The sequence below is a fragment of the Streptomyces sp. NPDC014889 genome (assembly GCF_043081205.1).
GTDB lineage: Bacteria > Actinomycetota > Actinomycetes > Streptomycetales > Streptomycetaceae > Streptomyces.
Genome location: NZ_JBIBWH010000029.1, coordinates 1 through 15,793, shown reverse-complemented (window position 1 = coordinate 15,793; position 15,793 = coordinate 1). Strand labels below are relative to the sequence as shown.

The following is a 15,793-nucleotide window of genomic DNA, read 5'->3' as shown; positions in this document are numbered from 1 at the left end:
CTCTTGCTTGCCTTGATGGAGAGGCACATTCATGCCGCACTGCACCAACCCCAAGGAACTGGAGCGGATCTCCGACGCCGACCTTCGCGCCGAGAACCGCGCCGAGTGGCTGGCCGGAGAGCACCGCGCCGGCGGCTACCCGACCGCCCACGTCCACTACGACCTCCCCGGGCAGGCGTTCACCGTCGTGGCCCCGCAGGGGGGTGCGTCCGAGTGAGCATCGCTCGCGAACGCCTGATCGCCGCCGCCGCCCTCGTCCTCTCCGTGCTGGTCCTGGTGACCTCCGTGGAGATCGGACAGAACGCAATCGAGGCCCTGCTGACCGCCGTGACCACATACGGCACCGCGGTACTGGCCGCCGCTCTCGTGCTGGCCTTCACGGGGGCACCCCTGAGTATCCGGCCCGTCCTGAAGGCCACGCGTACCGTGCTCGCCGTCGCCGTGGTGATTGCCCTCGTCCTGTACGGGATGGGCCGATCCCTCTGGGCGGTGATCGCATGATCCGCGCCCTGACGATCCGCCAGCCCTGGGCGGCCGCCATCGCCCACGCGGACAAGCGCGTGGAGAACAGGGTGTGGCCGACCTCGTACCGGGGGCCGGTGCTCATCCACGCGGGCAAGACCGTGGACCGCCGCAGCGGGCCCATGGTCGCCGCCGTGGTGCGCGGGCTCCAGCTGGACCTGGGCGCCGTGCTCGCGGTCGCCCGGATCACGGACTGCCACGACAGCGCCGAGGAGAGGATCCCGTGCACCCCGTGGTCCGCCACGGGCCAGTTCCACCACGTCCTGGACGAGGTGACCCCCCTCCCGCTCCCGATCCCGTGGACGGGCGCTCAGGGCCTGTGGATCCCCACGCCCGTCTTGATGGACCAGGTCCGCGAGCAGTTGGGCCCCGAGACCTCCGCCCGCGTGCTGCGAGAGGGGGCTGGGCCGTGCTGACCGTATATGACGAGTTCGCCGGGGTCGGCGGCTCCAGCCAGGGGTCCACCGCGGTGCCCGGCACGGAACTGATCTTCGCCGCGAACCACAAGAAGGACGCCGTGGAGGACCACGCCCGCAACTTCCCCCGGGCCGACCACTACGAGGGCGACGTGGCCCGCGCCGACATCACGAAGTTCCCCCGCGCGGACATCTTCTGGGCGAGCCCGTCGTGTCCGCCCTGGAGCAACGCGAGGGGCAAGCGCCGGGACTTCGACAACTCCACCCAGGGAGTCCTGTTCTGGGAGGACGAGCCGGACCCGGAGACCAAGCGGGCCCGTGCCCTCATGGAAGAGGTTCCCCGCTACCTGAACGCGATGATTCTTCGAGGCAAGCCCGTGCTGTGCGGGGTCGTTGAGAACGTGACCGAGTGCAGGAAGTGGGACCAGTGGTCCCGCTGGCTCCGCGAGGTTCGTTGCGGGGGCCTGTACGAGGTTCGCGTTATCGCGATCAACTCCATGCACGTCAAGGCCCGTGGATCGCGCCGGGCGCCTCAGTCGAGGAACCGCCTGTTCGTCGCCTACTGGCTCAAGTCGTTGGGGCGGACGCCGGACTGGAACAAGTGGCTGCGCCCCCGGGCGTACTGCCAGATGTGCGACGCGACCGTGGCCGCCATGCAGGTCTTCAAGGACCCGAAGAAGGACATGGGCGCGTACGGGCGCAACGGCCAGTATTGGTACCGGTGCCCGAACGCGCGGTGCCGCAACGCGATCGTGCAGCCCGAGGTCATGCCCGCGTCGGCCGTCATCGACTGGTCGATTGAGGGCCGCCGGATCGCGGAGCGGGACGAACCGCTGGCCGAGGCCACGATGGAGCGGATCGCCCGGGGCATCGCCAAGTTCGCCCGCCCGTTCACGGTGCCCGCCGGCGGGACCTGGCGGACCGACCCGGTGTCGGTCGAAGACCCCATGCCGACCCGCACGACGCGAGAAACGGACGGCCTGGCCGTGCCGCCCTTGCTCGTCCCGACCGAGGGCCGGGACGGGAAGGTGGCGACGTCGGCCGAGGATCCGATGCGGACCCAGACCGCCCGCAACGAGACCGGGCTGGCCATCCCGCCGTTCCAGATCAGCCTCCGGGGCGGAGGGTCAAAGAAGACCGCGTACGGCGTGGACGAGCCCGTGGGCACGGTCAGCGCGAGTGGGAACCATCACGGCCTCGTCACCGGCCAGAAGCTGCTGATCCCGTACTACAGCACCGGCACGGCCCGCACCGTCGAGGAGCCCGTGGGCACCGTGACGACGCGCGACCGCTGGTCGCTCGCAGAGGTCCAGGAATCGGTGGACCTGGGAGACGTGCGCTTCCGGATGCTGGAGCCCCACGAGATCCAGGCAGCCATGGCCTTCCCAGACCCGTACATCGTCACCGGTTCCAAGCGGGACAAGGTCCGCAAGCTGGGGAACGCGGTCACGCCGCCCGTGGCGGAGGTCATTGTGTCCGCCCTCGTGGAGGCCGTCACCGGTGAGCCGCTGGAGGTGGCGTGGTGACCCGCCGCAAAGACCCGCGCGCCATGAACGGCGGGTGGCAGATGGACCTGTTTCCCGTCGAGGTCGAGCCGGAGCCCGCCGTGGCGGGCCCGGCCCGGCCGGCGGCCGCCGAGACCGAGCTGGCCCCGTACGTCCCGCAGTCGCCAATTGGCGACCGCTCCCCCGAGCCGGAGGTGGACCGGTGAGCAAGGAGAACGAGGAGTTCAACCCTTGGCGATGGGACCGGGACAACGCCCGCAACGGGCAGGCCCGCCTCACCGTCGAGCGGCACGGTCACAAGGTCTCCCTTGACCACCGCGGCGTGTCCATCGACGGGCAGCGCGTCGTCCGGGACGACCCAGCCAAGGGTGAACACGGCTTCCAGGTCACCGAGCTGGGGACCGTGCTCTACCGGGGCCAGGAAGTGGCCGCCATCGACCCCGCCCCGCCCGGCACCGCCAACCCCGGCGAGGTGACCGTGTGGGGCGCCAAGGGCCCCACACTCCCCGAGCGCAGGCAGCGCGAGCTGGCCGGCCGCGAGCGCGAGGAGGCCGAGCGGCGCAGCCGGGACGACCGGTACCGCTCCAGCCAGCAGCACCAGCAGGAACTCACCCGAGACGGACAGGAGATGTCGCTGTGACCGAGCAGCACCAGAGCCCCGCGCCGTTCGATCCGGCCCTGTACCTGATCGAGCAGGCCCACCGCCAGCCCGTGCCGCCGACGTTCCGCCCCGCCCCGCAGCTGCCGCCGCGCCGCACGGCCGGCCGCTGGCTCTGGGAACACTTCGGCCGCATCGCCCCGGGCCTGGCGACCAGCAGCATGTCCGCGCTCGCATGGAGCTGGGGGCAGAACATCCCGGACGGCTCCACCGCCCCGCTGTGGATCACCGGCCCCCTGGCCGCGCTCGCGGGGTGCGCGGGGTGCATCGCCGCGTCGAAGCAGCACGGCGACAACGAGACCGTGCGCCTTTCCTTCGGCGGAGCCGCCGTGCTCGCGTTCGCCGGGGTCACCGCCTGGACGCCGGACTGGCAGCTGGCCACCCTGCTGTGGGCCGGGTGCACCGCCGCGGTGTACGCGGTGTGCGCGCCACTGTGGCGGGCCGACCGCCGCGAGATCCGCGCCCAGGCCCACGAGCTGGTCATGGAGGAGACCCGCGGCGCCAACGAGGCCCGACTGAAGGCCATCGAGACCGCTGGCGCCGTGACCACGGCTCAGTGGGAGTACCACCAGGAGCAGGCGAAAGTGGACGCGATCGTTGCGGCCGCCGCCGCCCGCCAGCAGCGCGCGATCCAGCCGGGCCAGGAGCTGGACGTACAGGCCCTGTTGAAGGCCGCCCACGTGGCCGAGCTGAACTGACCGACCCCGCAACGACGAAGGGCCCCGCCGCACGGCGGGGCCCTTCTGCTGTGCTCGCCTACGAGTTGGCCGGGCCGGGAATCCCGTCCGCCCGCCGCTGCATCCGCACAGCAACCGTCCGGATGCGGGAGAGGTCCACGGCAGCATCGGCACGGTGGAACGGCGCGGCGTCGAGCGCCAGAGCCTCGTCCAGCTGCCGCAGCGCACGCTCCGCCGTGTCCGCAGCGGCCCGGATGGACTGGCCGACCTTCTCCGCCGTGTCCTCGTCATCGTCCACCAGCTCCGCGTCCACCACCTCGTCCTCGTCGCCTGTCGGCAACAGGTCGGAGGAGGCTACGCCGAGCCCTTCCTGATCCCGCCGGGCCGCGATCACTGCCGCGGTGACACGCTTCCCGCCGGACTCCTGCCGGAGGACTTCCACGAAGTTCCGGGCGCCTTCGTCCCCGTTCACCTTGACGACCGGGGCCAGCTCCCGGGCGTGCGACTCCACCACGGTGTCGAGCACGGCCTGACCGAGGGGAGCGAGCGCACGGTGGACCAAGGCCAGGTCCATGAGCCGGTACCCGTACGACCGGTCCCAGCCCCACCGTGCTTTCACGTAGTGCCCGAACTTCTCGTGCCCCTCCAGCTCCCACAGCCCGGATTCGTTGATCTCGTCCAGGAGCTGGCCGACCTCCACACGGTGCCGGGCCTGCAGCCGCCGGAGGCTTTGCTGGTACTCCCCCAAAGACGCCTCAATGCGAGCCTCCAGGGCTCGCAGACGCTCGTGGGGACTCAGTTCCACCTCGGTGCTGGAAGACGCCTGTACGGGCAGCTGGGCGCCGCCGCCGCGCTTCTCCAGCCCGTTGCGGAGCGCGGCTCCGATCGCGCTGCGGGATTTCTCCGATGCCTTGCTCACCGGGCCACCACGTCCAGGATCTCCCGTGCCATGAGGTCCATGTTCGTGTCCGGCTTGGTCCTGATGGGCTTGCCCCAGGACTGCGCGTACCCGTTGCGGGCGTTGGACAGTTCATACCGGTTTCGCAGCACGGTGTACCCCGCCTCTGCCAGCTCCCTGTCCACGTCGTCCGGCGTGGCCGTGCTCGGATCCACCATCGTGATCAGGATGACGAGCTGGGGCGCGCGGGCACCCGTCGTGCGCAACGACTCGATTGCGCCGAGCACGGACCCAGCCCGCTGTACCTCGTTGCCAGTCGGCTGGAGGCACAACACGGCCAGGTCGACCGCACTCAGCACCTGCAGGTGCGGACCGTCCTTCTTGCGCTCCCACGCTCCGGTGTCCAGGGCACACAGCCCCTTCTCCGGGCACAGTCGCAGGGCCTCATTGCGGATTTGGTGAATGGCCGGCGCCGGGTAGACCGGGGCGCCCAGGTCGACCACCTGAGCGTGTTCGTAGAGCGTGCCGTTCTCGTCATCTCCCGGCACGTCGGTGTCGATGCCGATGCACGGCACTCCGTACGACTTCCAGTAGGCGAGGAAGTGCGCGAGCATCGTCGACTTGCCCGCGCCACCCTTCCCCACGAAGGCAATCCGGCGACCCTGGGCGGGCAGCACCGGCACGGGGCGAGGTTTCGTCATGGCACGGGACGGTACAGCCCCGCCCCGTGATCGAGAGGACCGACCGGCGCAGCTTCGGCAGCTTGTACGACGAAGGCGCCCGTTCGGCTCCGGGGCCAGTCGCCAATTGGCGACCGGGAGCGGGTGCGGGTTACTGCGCGGGGCTCCGCCCCACACCCCGGCCACCCTGCGGAGGGGGTGGGGGCAAGGATTTTGGTGCGGGTTGGTGGGTGGTGGAGATGGTGGTGGGTCGCGGTGCGGCCCCCTCGTCGGACGGCACCTGGAGGGCACCACACCGCCCGCCGGGCCGCCAGGCCGAGCCGCTTCGCGGTCGCGCAAGCGCGAGCCTGGCAGCCCGACGAACGGCGCGGTAGGGCTTCGCCTGCCGCCCAACGAGGGAACCACCCCGCTCAGCCCGGACCTGTGCCGCAAGCCGCACGGACACCGAGAGGCCGGTTACGGTGGCGCCCATGGGGATCAGCACGGGGGAACAGTCGGGATACGCACTACTGGTCGCCGCCGAGCCGCCCACGAGGCACCCGTTCACGGTCAACGCCCTGTTGCCTCAGCTGGCCGCCGTTCCGCCGGCGCGACTGGTCGGCACCTCGTACGCGAGCGCCGTACAGCTGGCCAACCCCGACGACCCCAACACGGTGTTGACGAACCTGCGCACCGCGGCCGCCGTCGAGGGCCCGCTACTCGTCTATTTCTCCGGGCAGCTGGTGGTCGACGCCCGCCAGCACCTTCTCCACCTGGCCCTGGCCCGCACCACCGCCCGCACCGTCCGGTACACCGCGCTCCCGTGGCACTGGATCGCGGCCGAGCTGCACCGCCGGCCGCCGGGCACCACCACAGTGCTGGCCGACCTAGCGGCCGACACGGACGTCTGGCAGACCCTCGTCCACCAGGAGCAGACCCTGGCCGGGCCGTTCGCGCTGTACGGCACCGTGCAGCTGCAGGACCGCCGCCACCGCCCCAACCCCGCGTACACGCACGCGCTCGCGCACATCCTCCGGACCGCCGACGTCCGACCGGTCCCCGAGCAGCTGCACCACCAAGCCGTCCGCGCGGCCGCCGTCGACCCCGCCGCCACTCTGATGCTCGGAGGGCAACCGCCCGTCGACCAGGCCCCACAGACGGACGTCCACGTGCCCGCGCCGAGGACTGAGAACACAGCGACCACCGCCGAGGGCGACCCGCACCGCGCGATCAGCGAGGCGAGCCGCGCCGGCCGCCACGGCGAGGCCGCCGCCATCGCCGTCTCGTACGAGCAGGCCGCGCTCCGCGAGCACGGCACCCAGTCGGTCGAGGTGGCCCACTGGATCGAGGTCCGCGCGTTCCTCGCGCTGCAGGAAGGCGCCCCGGACCGCGCCTGTCAGCTGTGGCTCCAGGCCGCCGTGGTCCGCCTGACCGCCGACCAGCCCGAGCACCACCCCGAGGTGGCCGAGGCCGTCGACCGCGCCCACGGAGCCTGGCACCTCGTCAGCGATCCAGCCCGAACCCGTGAGTTGGGCACCGAGTTGCTAAGTCTGCGCACCCGTGTCCCCGGAAAGAGTGGTGCGCGCACCGACGTCCAACGACGGATCGCGAACCTCTCCCAAGCCCTACTCCCCTGAAAACTCGGGGAATTTGGGCCGTCCCGCTAGGCGGGAAGCTACTTGTCGACTTCCCGCGTCACGGGGAAATCGCAGATAACTTCCGTGTCGTTGGTCCAACGCGGATCACTTGTGGCTATGATCACTGCCATGGCAGGCGTACGAGGACTTCAGCACAAGAACCGGACGGTGCATCCGCCGGAGAAGGCTGTGCGCGCGACCGTCATCCTTCACCCCGGCGACGAAGAGCGTCCGCTCTACGAGGAGCTGGTGAGCGAGCTTGGCGTGTCCGGCGCGGAAGTCCTCCGGCAGGCCATTCGAGAGCTCCACAGGCGCCAGAGCTACCGCAAGACGCGGGCAGCCCGCGCAGCCGCCGCGAAGGAGGCGCCCCGGGCCGGATGACAACAACGTCCGGACATGCAAAAAGCCCTGACCCGAAACCTCAGATCAGGGCACCGCATCGTTCCGGCGGGACCATCTCAGCCCTAGCTGGCCGGCGACGTCTGAGAAGTCCCTATTCCCACAGGTAAGGCCCTTTTCTAGGCACCGGACGCAGTCCGGGGCCGGGCCTTCGTTGTGCCCCCATATCTAGCTTCAGGAGCAGCAGCATCGTAGCTCATCGCTGCGATGGCGGCCCAGTGCGCCCTTCTTCCGGTGTGTCCGTCGTACAGCCGGAACCGGCGCCCCGCGCGCCGCTGTCGCTGGAAACCGAAACCGTCGCTGTACTGCGCTTTCCTCAGATCAACCAGTACATGTGGTACCGCATCCTGGAGATCGCAGACAGCCGCGGTGAGCTGCCCATGCGCCTTCGCCGCCTGTCCCGGTTCCTCTCCCAGCAGGAGCTGAACCCCACCACCGGTCATGTGATCGGCCAGTGGGACACGGGACGTGTCGACGGAGGCATGGACCTGGCCCACGGCTACGCGCTCACCGAGGGGTTCGGGGATGACCGGTTCTGGGACGACCTGAAGTTGGCGTACCGCCACGGGTACGTCGAGCAGGCGGTGAAGCCGGCGCCGGGCCGCCGCGCGGTCTACGCCCTGTGTCTCCGAGTCGACGCGATCCCGAACGACCTCCCCGACGACCTGATGCGCCAGCTGAAGGTGTGGGACCTCCCGGAGTTCGAAGTGCGGCACGAGGACGCCCGGTACGGCCGTCTCACCGCCAGCGCGCCCGCGCCACTGGCCGGGGCCGAGCCCGTCGAGCTGGACGAGCAGACGGCCGCCGAGCTGGCCGCCGCTCCGCGTTGGGAGCACCAGGCGGACTCTCCGGCCGCCGTCGCGGCCGAGGCTATCCGTACGTCCGCCAAGTTCCTGGGAGCCGACGCCGGGCCGCAGGATCTGCGGTGCTGGGCCGTGGCCGACCGGGAGCGTGCCGAGGTCCTGACTCAGCGGCTGATAGGGAATGGCAAAACGTCTCCCTCTTACGCGAAGGGCTTTCAGCTATCTGGTCTTTTCTCTGCAGGTAGTAGTGGGCTGAGCTGGTCGAACGACATGGGACAAGCAAAAACGACGCCTTCGGCGGCGCCTGGAAAGAAGTCTTCGGTCCTGTTCGGGGATGACCCCAGCGCCGTGGCAGACAGGGTTCTGAGGCGCGCATGGCACGCTTGGCGGGCCCAACTCGGCTACGGCAAGGTGATTTTGCCTAACGGGTCCTGGGACGAGCTTGGACGCTGGCAGAGCGGTTCGGCGTGGTCCGATCTGCAGCGCACGGTCGGGATCGCGCTCCGCCGCTCAACCGAGAGCGAGCTGGTCGAGGTGCTGTCGAGCAGCGTTGCCGGGGTGGACGACGTCGGCCGCCTGGCCGCCTGGCGGCTGTGGCGGCTCATCAACTCCCGCAAGGACGCCCTCGGCTACGGCCGCCGGCGGACCGCCGTTCCGGCCCCCAGCGTGGCGGAGTGGGACGACATCGACAGCACCGTGGCCAAGCGAGCCCGCATCCTTATGCAGCCGGTAGCCCAGCCTGACCTCAGCAGCCGTGAGGAGGATCTGCGGGAGCAGAACCGGCGCCGCGAGGCCGCCCGCCTGGCCGCCGAGGCGGAGCTGGCCGCCGAGGCGAAGCGCGCCGAACTCACCGACCGGTGGAGCCTGGACCGCTGGACCACCCGTAGCTCCGAGGAGGAGCAACCGCGCCGCTGGTCGGCACGGCAGCCCGAGCATGTCCACCTGGCGGAGATGGAGGAACGCCGGTACCTGGACATGCCCGCGGCCCGCTCCGAGGCCGAGCAGACTTACCGCGCAGCCCTGGCCCGCGCCCGCGCTGAGAAGCGCGCCCGCCGCCGCTAGTTGGTCCTTCACGCTGGCGGTACCGCGCCGCCAGGGTGCAACAACGCCCAGGGCCCGACCGCGAGTTGAGGTCGGGCCCCGGGCAGTAACGTGAGCGGAGCTGTCTGTGTCGAGGAGGGGCCCGTTCGTGAGCCTGAAAGCCAAGTTCTATTTGCTGGTGGCGATCATTGTGGTCGGGGTGCTGATTGGGATGAACAACCCGCAGCCTGGCCCCTGACCCTGGTCAGTTCCCCGAACCGCCTCGGCTGTCTTGGTTCGGCACTCCGGACCCCGACGAGCGCGGGCCGGAACCGGAGGAGGTGGGCCGGGTCGAATGGGCCGCGATGCCGCCGCTGGCGTGGGAGGCGGACGACGAGGTTTGTGTGGTCGTGGGCGCCCGCGAGGCCGCGTCGCGGCTTGCGTGGGTGTTGATGCCCTGCGTGATCCCGGCGACCGGTCGCGTGACGACCGCAGAGGTCTGACGGCTTGCCGGGTCGTAGCTGTCTCGTCGCGCGGCCACGATCTCGTCACCCATCCCCGGCACCATTCGGAAGATCAGGGCACTAGCGAAGATGGCCAGGATGATGAGGGAAATCCCGGACATGATCGCGCCGATGTTGTCTGGCTCCCCAGTGCTGAGCGCATTGGCGAGCCTCAGCACAATGACGATGATCGGCTTGACCATGATGATTGCCACCATGATGCCCACCCAGCGGCGGACCCGGCTCCACAGCTCCTTGTCGACCAGCCCTGAGTAGACGACCGTGCCCAGAACCGCTCCCGCGTAGAGCAGCGCGGCACGGAGGACCATTTCGATCCAGAGCACGCCTGCCGCGAGCATCGCCACGAGGGACAAGACGATCTTGACGAAGGGGCCGCCATCCTTGTTCTCGGTCAGAGCCTTGGCGAAGGTGTCGAAGAACTTCCCGTGAGCCGAACCGCCAGCGATCGCATCTGTGATGGAGTCCACCGCCGACACCAGGACGTAGAGGACCAAGGGGGTGAACGCCGAGGCCAGGACCGTGACCCAGAGCAAGCCGACGGCCTCCCCGAGAGCCCTGGTCATGGGAACGCCCCGTACGGCCCGCCTGATCACGGCCCAGAGCCACACCATGATCACAAGGAAGGTGCTCCCGGCGAAGACAATCGCGTACGTCTTCACGAACGACCCGTTGGTGAAGTCAACTTCCGCTGTCACCGTCACCGCGTCACTGAGCTTGGTAACCACCCAGGCCGCACCCTCGGCGATGCCGTCGGCGAGCGACGACATGGGGTCCAGGTTGGACGTGGGATCAGGCAGCGATCCGCTATCGCTGCCCTGTTTGCCCTGCTGGCCCCGCTCGCAGTACTTCTTAGCCGGCTCCCGGATCTGCTCGCACGGGTCCGGCGACGCTGAGGCAGCAGGCGACGGCGCATCCGTCGCCGCCGTGGGCGTCGGTGCCGGATCGGCGTGCGCCGCCGTGGGCCCGAGCACGAGCAACGCGACGACGCCGACGACGACAGATATCCACAGGCGGGCCGCAGTACGTACGTGCGCGGACACATCAACCCCCAAGCAATTCACGGACTATGAGCTTCCCACGGCATCACCGGTAGCGGGGCCGCGCTCCCGCAGCCTCACCCGTGCCGGATACGGTCGTGCGCGTCACGATCACCACGAGCGGGGGAGTGTGGATGGCCACCAGCGGCCAGCAGCCGGTCATATGGACAACCGTCAAGAAGGAGCGACGGGGGCGCCGCAGGCTCATTGCCGCCGTGGGGGGTGTCGTCCTGGCCGTCGTCGTCCTTGCCCTGGCCACCCGAGGCGGGACCTCGAGTAAGCCGCCGGCCGCCGACCTGCCCGCCCCGACACCCCACAGCAGGGACGGCGCCCAGAGCGCGGCCGCCAAGATGGCCGCCGTGTTCGGCAGCGAGCGCATGTTCGACGCTGAGGCCCGTCACCGCTTTCTGCAGAGCACTTACGAGCCGGACCAGTGGTCCAAGGAGATCCAGGAACACGACGACCAATACGGCCCCTTCACCCGACAGCTCGGTCTCGACGACCAAGGCCGCCCCCCGGCCGGAGGGCGGTTCATCTCCCGCGCCATGCCCGCAGGCACCATCCTCCGGGCCTACACCGGCAGCACAGCCGAGATAGACGTCTGGTGCAGCACGTTGTTCGGTCTCACCGGCAAGTCCGTCAGCACGGAGATCCCCGTCGAGTCAGGGTGGCTCACCATGAGCATGTCGCTCCACTGGACGCCCGAGGGCTGGAAGCTGACCAAGTTCGAGCAGACAGACGGCCCCGAGCCGACCGACAAGGCCGCCGAGTTCGGCACGGCCCCGCAGCTGTAGGCCCAGGAGTGTCGGGGGAGAATTCGAGCCCAGCGGTACAGTGCGAGATGCTCTTGACTCGCTCAGCTGGCGGCCTCGAATTCGGATTCGCCGCGATGTTTCCCCTGCCATAGGGAAGAAGACACCCCCTTCTTGAGGGAACGCCACGTCTCACGGAATTGCGGGAGGGGGTTGAGGGCTTCCTCGACGCGACGGGGATCATAGGCGGACAGGTCGTCGGGAACGGCGCGAGGGGCGGGACCCCGAACAACCCGAACAACCCGAATCTCCTTCTCCGACTCCCGGCGCCTCCATGCTCGTGTCCAGGCCTTGCGCCATGCACCACGCTCATGTTCGGGCACCTCGCAGACATTGAGGAAGGCTACGAGCTGCTCTAGCTGCAGCATGGTCTGCCCGAGAACCATCCGGTGCAGGGTGGTGTGAGGAAGTAGGCCAGCCCCGCCGGCTCGCCGCTCGATTTCCTCGATCGGCATGGCGCCACTTCTGTAGTACAGATCCTGCAGCGCCGCGATCATGTCTTCGGGTTCCGTGACCGCGCTAAGCTCCGGCGGAATGGTGCGGAGCGCCTCGCTCGTACGGTGCTCCTCCCACCGGGCTTCCCGCCATAGCCTCCGTGCCTGGGCGACGTTTCCCCCGCATGCGCGGGCGAAAGCCTCCACCACCGGCAGTCTGGGGATCTTCTCCCCGGTCGTCGCACGGGACAAGGTTGCCGCACTGTAGATCGTTCGCTCGGCCAGTTGCCGGTGCGACAGACCCGCTTCTCTGCGATGGTTCCGCAGCCAGATGGCGAGTCGCCCTAGGCTCCGGTTCGGCGTTGTGATGGGCTTCTCCGGCCGTCCCCGTCCCACAAGCACCGCCCCCTCACATACCAGGGGTAAGAGAAGTACGGCGGGCCACTTGAGACCCGATCAGGCCACCACCGGCCAGGACTTCCATGGCCGCGGTAACCGGCATCCCCGCATACACGAGCACCGCACACACCGTTATCACGATGATGATGACGACGGCTTCCGGCCCATTGAGCCGTTCCGGGGCGGCCGGCTTCTGTACACACGCGTGCTGCTGGCGCTTTTTCATGTCTCGATCTCCCTGGGGAGTTGGGACGCCAGAGGGAAAGCCCTCTGGCGTCACGGACGGGCTGCACAACACCGCTGGGCAACTGCAATCACCCGGCTGGGCAGCATGGTGGCACTAGATCTGGAAACCTCCCAGTCGTTGATGCACGGGCATCCCCGTACGCCTAGTGACAGAAGTGACGGCTTCCGGAAAGAGGCGTTCCGAAAGCCTCTGACCTGCGGCGGAGCAAGATCTGCCATTTGTCAGTGCCCCGTGGTAAGGAGAATTGATTCAGTCGCAACCCGGTTCTTGTTGCAGTCGTACGGATCGCCTTGCGAAGCTCCAACAGGTTCATTCCACACGTGGAAAACGTCTCGAAGCACGGGCTGCACAACCACTGCTCAAGGACACGAACCTGATCGCCGAACCAGCTGCAACTGGAACGGCACACACGGGAGCCCCGGCATCAGCATGCCGGGGCTCCCGTGTTTCCGGACCTAACGGTCAGCGCGGAGCAGACAACGCGGCGGGCGCGTCACTGGTCACCAAGGAGTCCCGGCCAGTCGCCAGCTCCGGCACGTACTTGTAGAGGGTCGTACGGGAGATCCCGAGCAGCTTCGCGATCGACGTGATCGTGTTCTCCGGTTGCGCGAGCAGCGCCCGAGCATGGCGGATCTGCTCCGCGGTCATGGCCGGCGGCCGTCCGATCCGCTCACCCCGAGCTCGCGCCGCCGCCAGGCCCTCGTGGGTGCCCTGCACGATCAGTTCCCGGATGAACTCCGCGAGCGCCGCGAACACGTGGAAGACCAGGCGGCCGCCCGGAGTCGTGGTGTCCAGCGCCTCGTGGAGCGACTGGAAGCCGATCCCGCGCTTGCGCAGGCCGGAGACGATGGAGATCAGGTCTTGGATCGAGCGGCCCAACCGGTCGAGTGAGGGCACCACGAGGGTGTCACCGGGTCGGAGGTAGTCGAGGCACTTCCACAGTTCCTCGCGCTCCGCGTTCTTGCCCGACTTCTTGTCGGTGAAGACCCGCACGCAGCCAGCCACCTCCAGCGCCGCGATCTGTCGATCGAGCAGCTGCCCCTTCGTGGAGACTCGCGCATACCCGACCCGGGCACCGGAGGAGTTCACGGGGAAGGCTTCCAGCGGGCTGTCAGCGTCTGCCCACTCAGCGGTAGTCGTCATGCACGGCACCGTACAGAAAAGGGCTCTGGCGCGTTCCTGGACGCCCTCTGTTGTTGAACACCCTTGTTGGACGCTAGAACTCGCATCCGGCCGGGCGTGTCGACGTCCGGCGGCCCGTGTCCAACAACCGATCGGTTGTTGAACGGGGCCACCGCAGCAGAGTGTGGAGCAGGCCGACAACAGCCAAGCTCACGAGGAGCGCGGCACCGGCAGGGGGTGCAGAAAGGCGACGTACGTGCCGTCGGCGCTCGCCAGCAGCACAGCGGTGCGGGTGTCGAGACCGTTCACGTTGGACTCCCAAGCACGGCGGTTGCGGGCGGTGCCAGCGGCGTGAACCTCTCGCCCTTCGCCCCTGGCGCGCAGACTTGTAGAGTCTGTGATCATCACAGGATCTTCACCGGGGGGCGGAGTGGACCAGCGCGAGGTTGCACGGAAGGTAATCGTCGATCCGGGGCTGCCGGAGGAAGAGCGGCGGGCCCTGGAGAGGACCCCTGGGCCCTGGCTTCCCCCGGGGGACGGGCGCCTGCGAAGGGAGGTGGATCCGCGGCTGCGCTTCGAGGTTGACAGATGCGTCCGTGAACTGAAGGAGGCTCGTCAGGAGTATGCGTTCCAGATCGCCGGGTCGGTGGGCGCGGCAATCGGCGCCGCCCTTGTCGGCTGGGGCCTGATGTGGTTGTCCGGATTCTTTCTCGCAACCTTCTTCCACTGGGTCGCCGGGATCGCCTTCGTGGTCGCAGGGGCCGCGGTGCTCATGGGCGGCATCTGGGTTTACCACCTGCCTAAAGAGTTGCGGCGGCCGTTCGTCATAGCTGGCCGTCGTACCGGGCACTACGTGCGTCTGTGTGACGTCGCGGGTAGGGAAGGCGAGCTGCTGAAGCGTGCTCTTCTAGCCGCCGACGCCGTAAGGAATTCCGCCGCGCAGCGCGAGGGCGTCCTCGACCGTGCGCGGAACGAGGCGGAGCTGCCGCAGGTGGTCTGGGAGATCGCCGTCCGTGCACAGGCGACCTCCCGGGTGGCGGTACGGCATGAGCGGTTCGAAGCTACGGGCAACGCGGTCGTGGGTGAGGTGCTGGCCAGACGGGCGGCCGTCCTGGACGAAAGCCGGGCCGCGTTGGAGAGGAGCGTCGGCGCGCTGGAGGAGTACGCGGCGCGTGTGGGCACGATCGACCAGCTCATCGCTCTGCGCGAGGAAGCCGAGCGGGAGGAGTTGGAGGTGCCGGCCTACATGGACCTGCTCGCCTCGACAGCAGCAGCGGATGCCAGCACCGATGCCGTGGATGCCATCAGAAGGGAAGCCGACGTTGCGGCGCAGGTCCTAACGGATGTCCTGAAGGACCACTACGACACGCGTGGCGTCCCTCGGCCCGTCGAATGAACCACCCGGGGAACCTTCGCAGGTCAGCTACGGGGGCAATAGTCACGCCGGGTAGAGCGTGAACGCCTCCCCGCGTCGGGAGCGGACCACGGAGAAGTGCCTGCGGTCGAGCGTGGCGACGCGCAGTGTCTTGACCCGCTCAGCGACCGCGACGACCGAGGCGTCCGTGCCACCGAGCGGCAGACTGGCGTACTGGCGGACCAGGTCGCCCATGCGCTGCAGGTCCTCTGGCATCAGGCCCGTGACCGTGCCGTACGCACCCACCGCCAGGTCGTCCAGGAAAGCGCCCTCCGCAGGAGCGCCGCCGAACCGTTCGATGAGGTAGCAGGCTTCCGCCACCACGGTAGCGGGCACCACCAGGTCCCGGCGGGTCGGAAGTCCATCGAACCAGGCCCGGCACGCAGCGTGCGCCGCGTCACGCGGACTGACGAGAGCGACCAGCGGGCCAGTGTCTACGACGATCACCCGCCGAATTGTGTCATCGGCCGAAGCCCTCGGCGAGGTAGTCGTCAACACGCGAGGCCAGGTCCGCCGGCGCCTCGGTCAGCACGCCGACCGAGGCCGGGTACGGCGGTTCGCCGGAGGCCGCGGGGGAGTACTGGCGCAGCGCGGCGGCCGCGTCGTCCAG

The 15,793-nt window shown here is 69.0% G+C and carries 19 protein-coding genes and 1 pseudogene; 12 read left to right on the top strand and 8 right to left on the bottom strand.

Annotation, left to right across the window (positions count from 1 at the left end):
• The first annotated feature begins 31 nt into the window (after positions 1 to 31).
• The 7 genes from ACF09J_RS35165 to ACF09J_RS35135 are packed head-to-tail and all read left to right on the top strand — an operon-like array spanning position 32 to position 3,799.
• The gene (locus tag ACF09J_RS35165; protein ID WP_392309527.1) at positions 32 to 217 is read left to right on the top strand and encodes a hypothetical protein; all 186 of its coding nucleotides are present in this window, start codon (positions 32 to 34) and stop codon (positions 215 to 217) included.
• Positions 214 to 501 (top strand): hypothetical protein, encoded by a 288-nt coding sequence (locus ACF09J_RS35160; RefSeq protein ID WP_392309526.1) that lies wholly within the window; start codon positions 214 to 216, stop codon positions 499 to 501. The genes ACF09J_RS35165 and ACF09J_RS35160 overlap by 4 nt, the downstream gene beginning before the upstream one ends.
• Positions 498 to 938: an ASCH domain-containing protein gene (locus ACF09J_RS35155; protein ID WP_392309525.1), complete on the top strand. Its 441-nt coding sequence runs from the start codon at positions 498 to 500 to the stop codon at positions 936 to 938. The genes ACF09J_RS35160 and ACF09J_RS35155 overlap by 4 nt, the downstream gene beginning before the upstream one ends.
• Entirely contained in the window at positions 932 to 2,464 is a 1,533-nt protein-coding gene (locus tag ACF09J_RS35150; RefSeq protein WP_392309524.1) for a DNA cytosine methyltransferase, read from the top strand. Before ACF09J_RS35155 ends, ACF09J_RS35150 begins: the two co-directional genes overlap by 7 nt.
• Complete coding sequence (locus tag ACF09J_RS35145) at positions 2,461 to 2,649, top strand: hypothetical protein (protein ID WP_392309523.1); 189 nt, start codon at positions 2,461 to 2,463, stop codon at positions 2,647 to 2,649. The genes ACF09J_RS35150 and ACF09J_RS35145 overlap by 4 nt, the downstream gene beginning before the upstream one ends.
• Positions 2,646 to 3,083 carry a hypothetical protein gene (locus tag ACF09J_RS35140; protein WP_392309522.1) on the top strand — a complete coding sequence of 146 codons (438 nt, stop codon included), beginning with the start codon at positions 2,646 to 2,648 and terminating at the stop codon, positions 3,081 to 3,083. The genes ACF09J_RS35145 and ACF09J_RS35140 overlap by 4 nt, the downstream gene beginning before the upstream one ends.
• Positions 3,080 to 3,799, top strand: a complete 720-nt coding sequence (locus ACF09J_RS35135) for a hypothetical protein (protein WP_392309521.1) — start codon at positions 3,080 to 3,082, stop codon at positions 3,797 to 3,799. Before ACF09J_RS35140 ends, ACF09J_RS35135 begins: the two co-directional genes overlap by 4 nt.
• Positions 3,800 to 3,857: 58 nt before the next feature.
• Here the strand turns inward: ACF09J_RS35135 and ACF09J_RS35130 are convergent, their stop codons facing one another.
• On the bottom strand, positions 3,858 to 4,697 hold the full coding sequence (locus tag ACF09J_RS35130) for a hypothetical protein (RefSeq protein ID WP_392309520.1): 840 nt from the start codon (positions 4,695 to 4,697) through the stop codon (positions 3,858 to 3,860).
• Positions 4,694 to 5,377, bottom strand: a complete 684-nt coding sequence (locus tag ACF09J_RS35125; protein ID WP_392309519.1) for a hypothetical protein — start codon at positions 5,375 to 5,377, stop codon at positions 4,694 to 4,696. The genes ACF09J_RS35130 and ACF09J_RS35125 overlap by 4 nt, the downstream gene beginning before the upstream one ends.
• Before the next feature lie 449 nt (positions 5,378 to 5,826).
• On the opposite strand from ACF09J_RS35125, the gene ACF09J_RS35120 reads away from it, so the two are divergent.
• From ACF09J_RS35120 to ACF09J_RS35110, 3 genes are all read left to right on the top strand, one after another.
• Entirely contained in the window at positions 5,827 to 6,972 is a 1,146-nt protein-coding gene (locus ACF09J_RS35120) for a hypothetical protein (RefSeq protein WP_392309518.1), read from the top strand.
• Positions 6,973 to 7,101: 129 nt separating this feature from the next.
• Entirely contained in the window at positions 7,102 to 7,353 is a 252-nt protein-coding gene (locus tag ACF09J_RS35115) for a hypothetical protein (RefSeq protein ID WP_392309517.1), read from the top strand.
• 350 nt (positions 7,354 to 7,703) lie between these two features.
• The gene (locus tag ACF09J_RS35110; protein ID WP_392309516.1) at positions 7,704 to 9,236 is read left to right on the top strand and encodes a hypothetical protein; all 1,533 of its coding nucleotides are present in this window, start codon (positions 7,704 to 7,706) and stop codon (positions 9,234 to 9,236) included.
• Between the two features lie 223 nt (positions 9,237 to 9,459).
• Here the strand turns inward: ACF09J_RS35110 and ACF09J_RS35105 are convergent, their stop codons facing one another.
• Entirely contained in the window at positions 9,460 to 10,758 is a 1,299-nt protein-coding gene (locus ACF09J_RS35105; RefSeq protein WP_392309515.1) for a hypothetical protein, read from the bottom strand.
• 95 nt (positions 10,759 to 10,853) lie between these two features.
• Here ACF09J_RS35105 and ACF09J_RS35100 point away from each other — a divergent pair, with 95 nt between their 5' ends.
• Positions 10,854 to 11,549 (top strand): hypothetical protein, encoded by a 696-nt coding sequence (locus ACF09J_RS35100; RefSeq protein ID WP_392309514.1) that lies wholly within the window; start codon positions 10,854 to 10,856, stop codon positions 11,547 to 11,549.
• A gap of 62 nt (positions 11,550 to 11,611) precedes the next feature.
• On the opposite strand, the gene ACF09J_RS35095 is transcribed toward ACF09J_RS35100, so the two are convergent.
• From ACF09J_RS35095 to ACF09J_RS35080, 4 genes and pseudogenes are all read right to left on the bottom strand, one after another.
• Positions 11,612 to 12,064: a hypothetical protein gene (locus tag ACF09J_RS35095; protein WP_392309542.1), complete on the bottom strand. Its 453-nt coding sequence runs from the start codon at positions 12,062 to 12,064 to the stop codon at positions 11,612 to 11,614.
• A gap of 102 nt (positions 12,065 to 12,166) precedes the next feature.
• Positions 12,167 to 12,397 (bottom strand): annotated as a pseudogene (locus tag ACF09J_RS35090) (helix-turn-helix domain-containing protein); the annotation flags it as partial.
• Positions 12,398 to 12,410: 13 nt separating this feature from the next.
• Positions 12,411 to 12,626 (bottom strand): hypothetical protein, encoded by a 216-nt coding sequence (locus tag ACF09J_RS35085; RefSeq protein ID WP_392309513.1) that lies wholly within the window; start codon positions 12,624 to 12,626, stop codon positions 12,411 to 12,413.
• A gap of 483 nt (positions 12,627 to 13,109) precedes the next feature.
• Positions 13,110 to 13,790 carry a recombinase family protein gene (locus ACF09J_RS35080; protein ID WP_392309512.1) on the bottom strand — a complete coding sequence of 227 codons (681 nt, stop codon included), beginning with the start codon at positions 13,788 to 13,790 and terminating at the stop codon, positions 13,110 to 13,112.
• A gap of 535 nt (positions 13,791 to 14,325) precedes the next feature.
• On the opposite strand from ACF09J_RS35080, the gene ACF09J_RS35075 reads away from it, so the two are divergent.
• A complete protein-coding gene (locus ACF09J_RS35075) occupies positions 14,326 to 15,165 on the top strand; it encodes a hypothetical protein (RefSeq protein WP_392309511.1) in 840 nt (279 codons plus the stop codon).
• Positions 15,166 to 15,207: 42 nt separating this feature from the next.
• On the opposite strand, the gene ACF09J_RS35070 is transcribed toward ACF09J_RS35075, so the two are convergent.
• Positions 15,208 to 15,630, bottom strand: a complete 423-nt coding sequence (locus tag ACF09J_RS35070) for a type II toxin-antitoxin system VapC family toxin (protein ID WP_392309510.1) — start codon at positions 15,628 to 15,630, stop codon at positions 15,208 to 15,210.
• Positions 15,631 to 15,793: the final 163 nt, after the last annotated feature.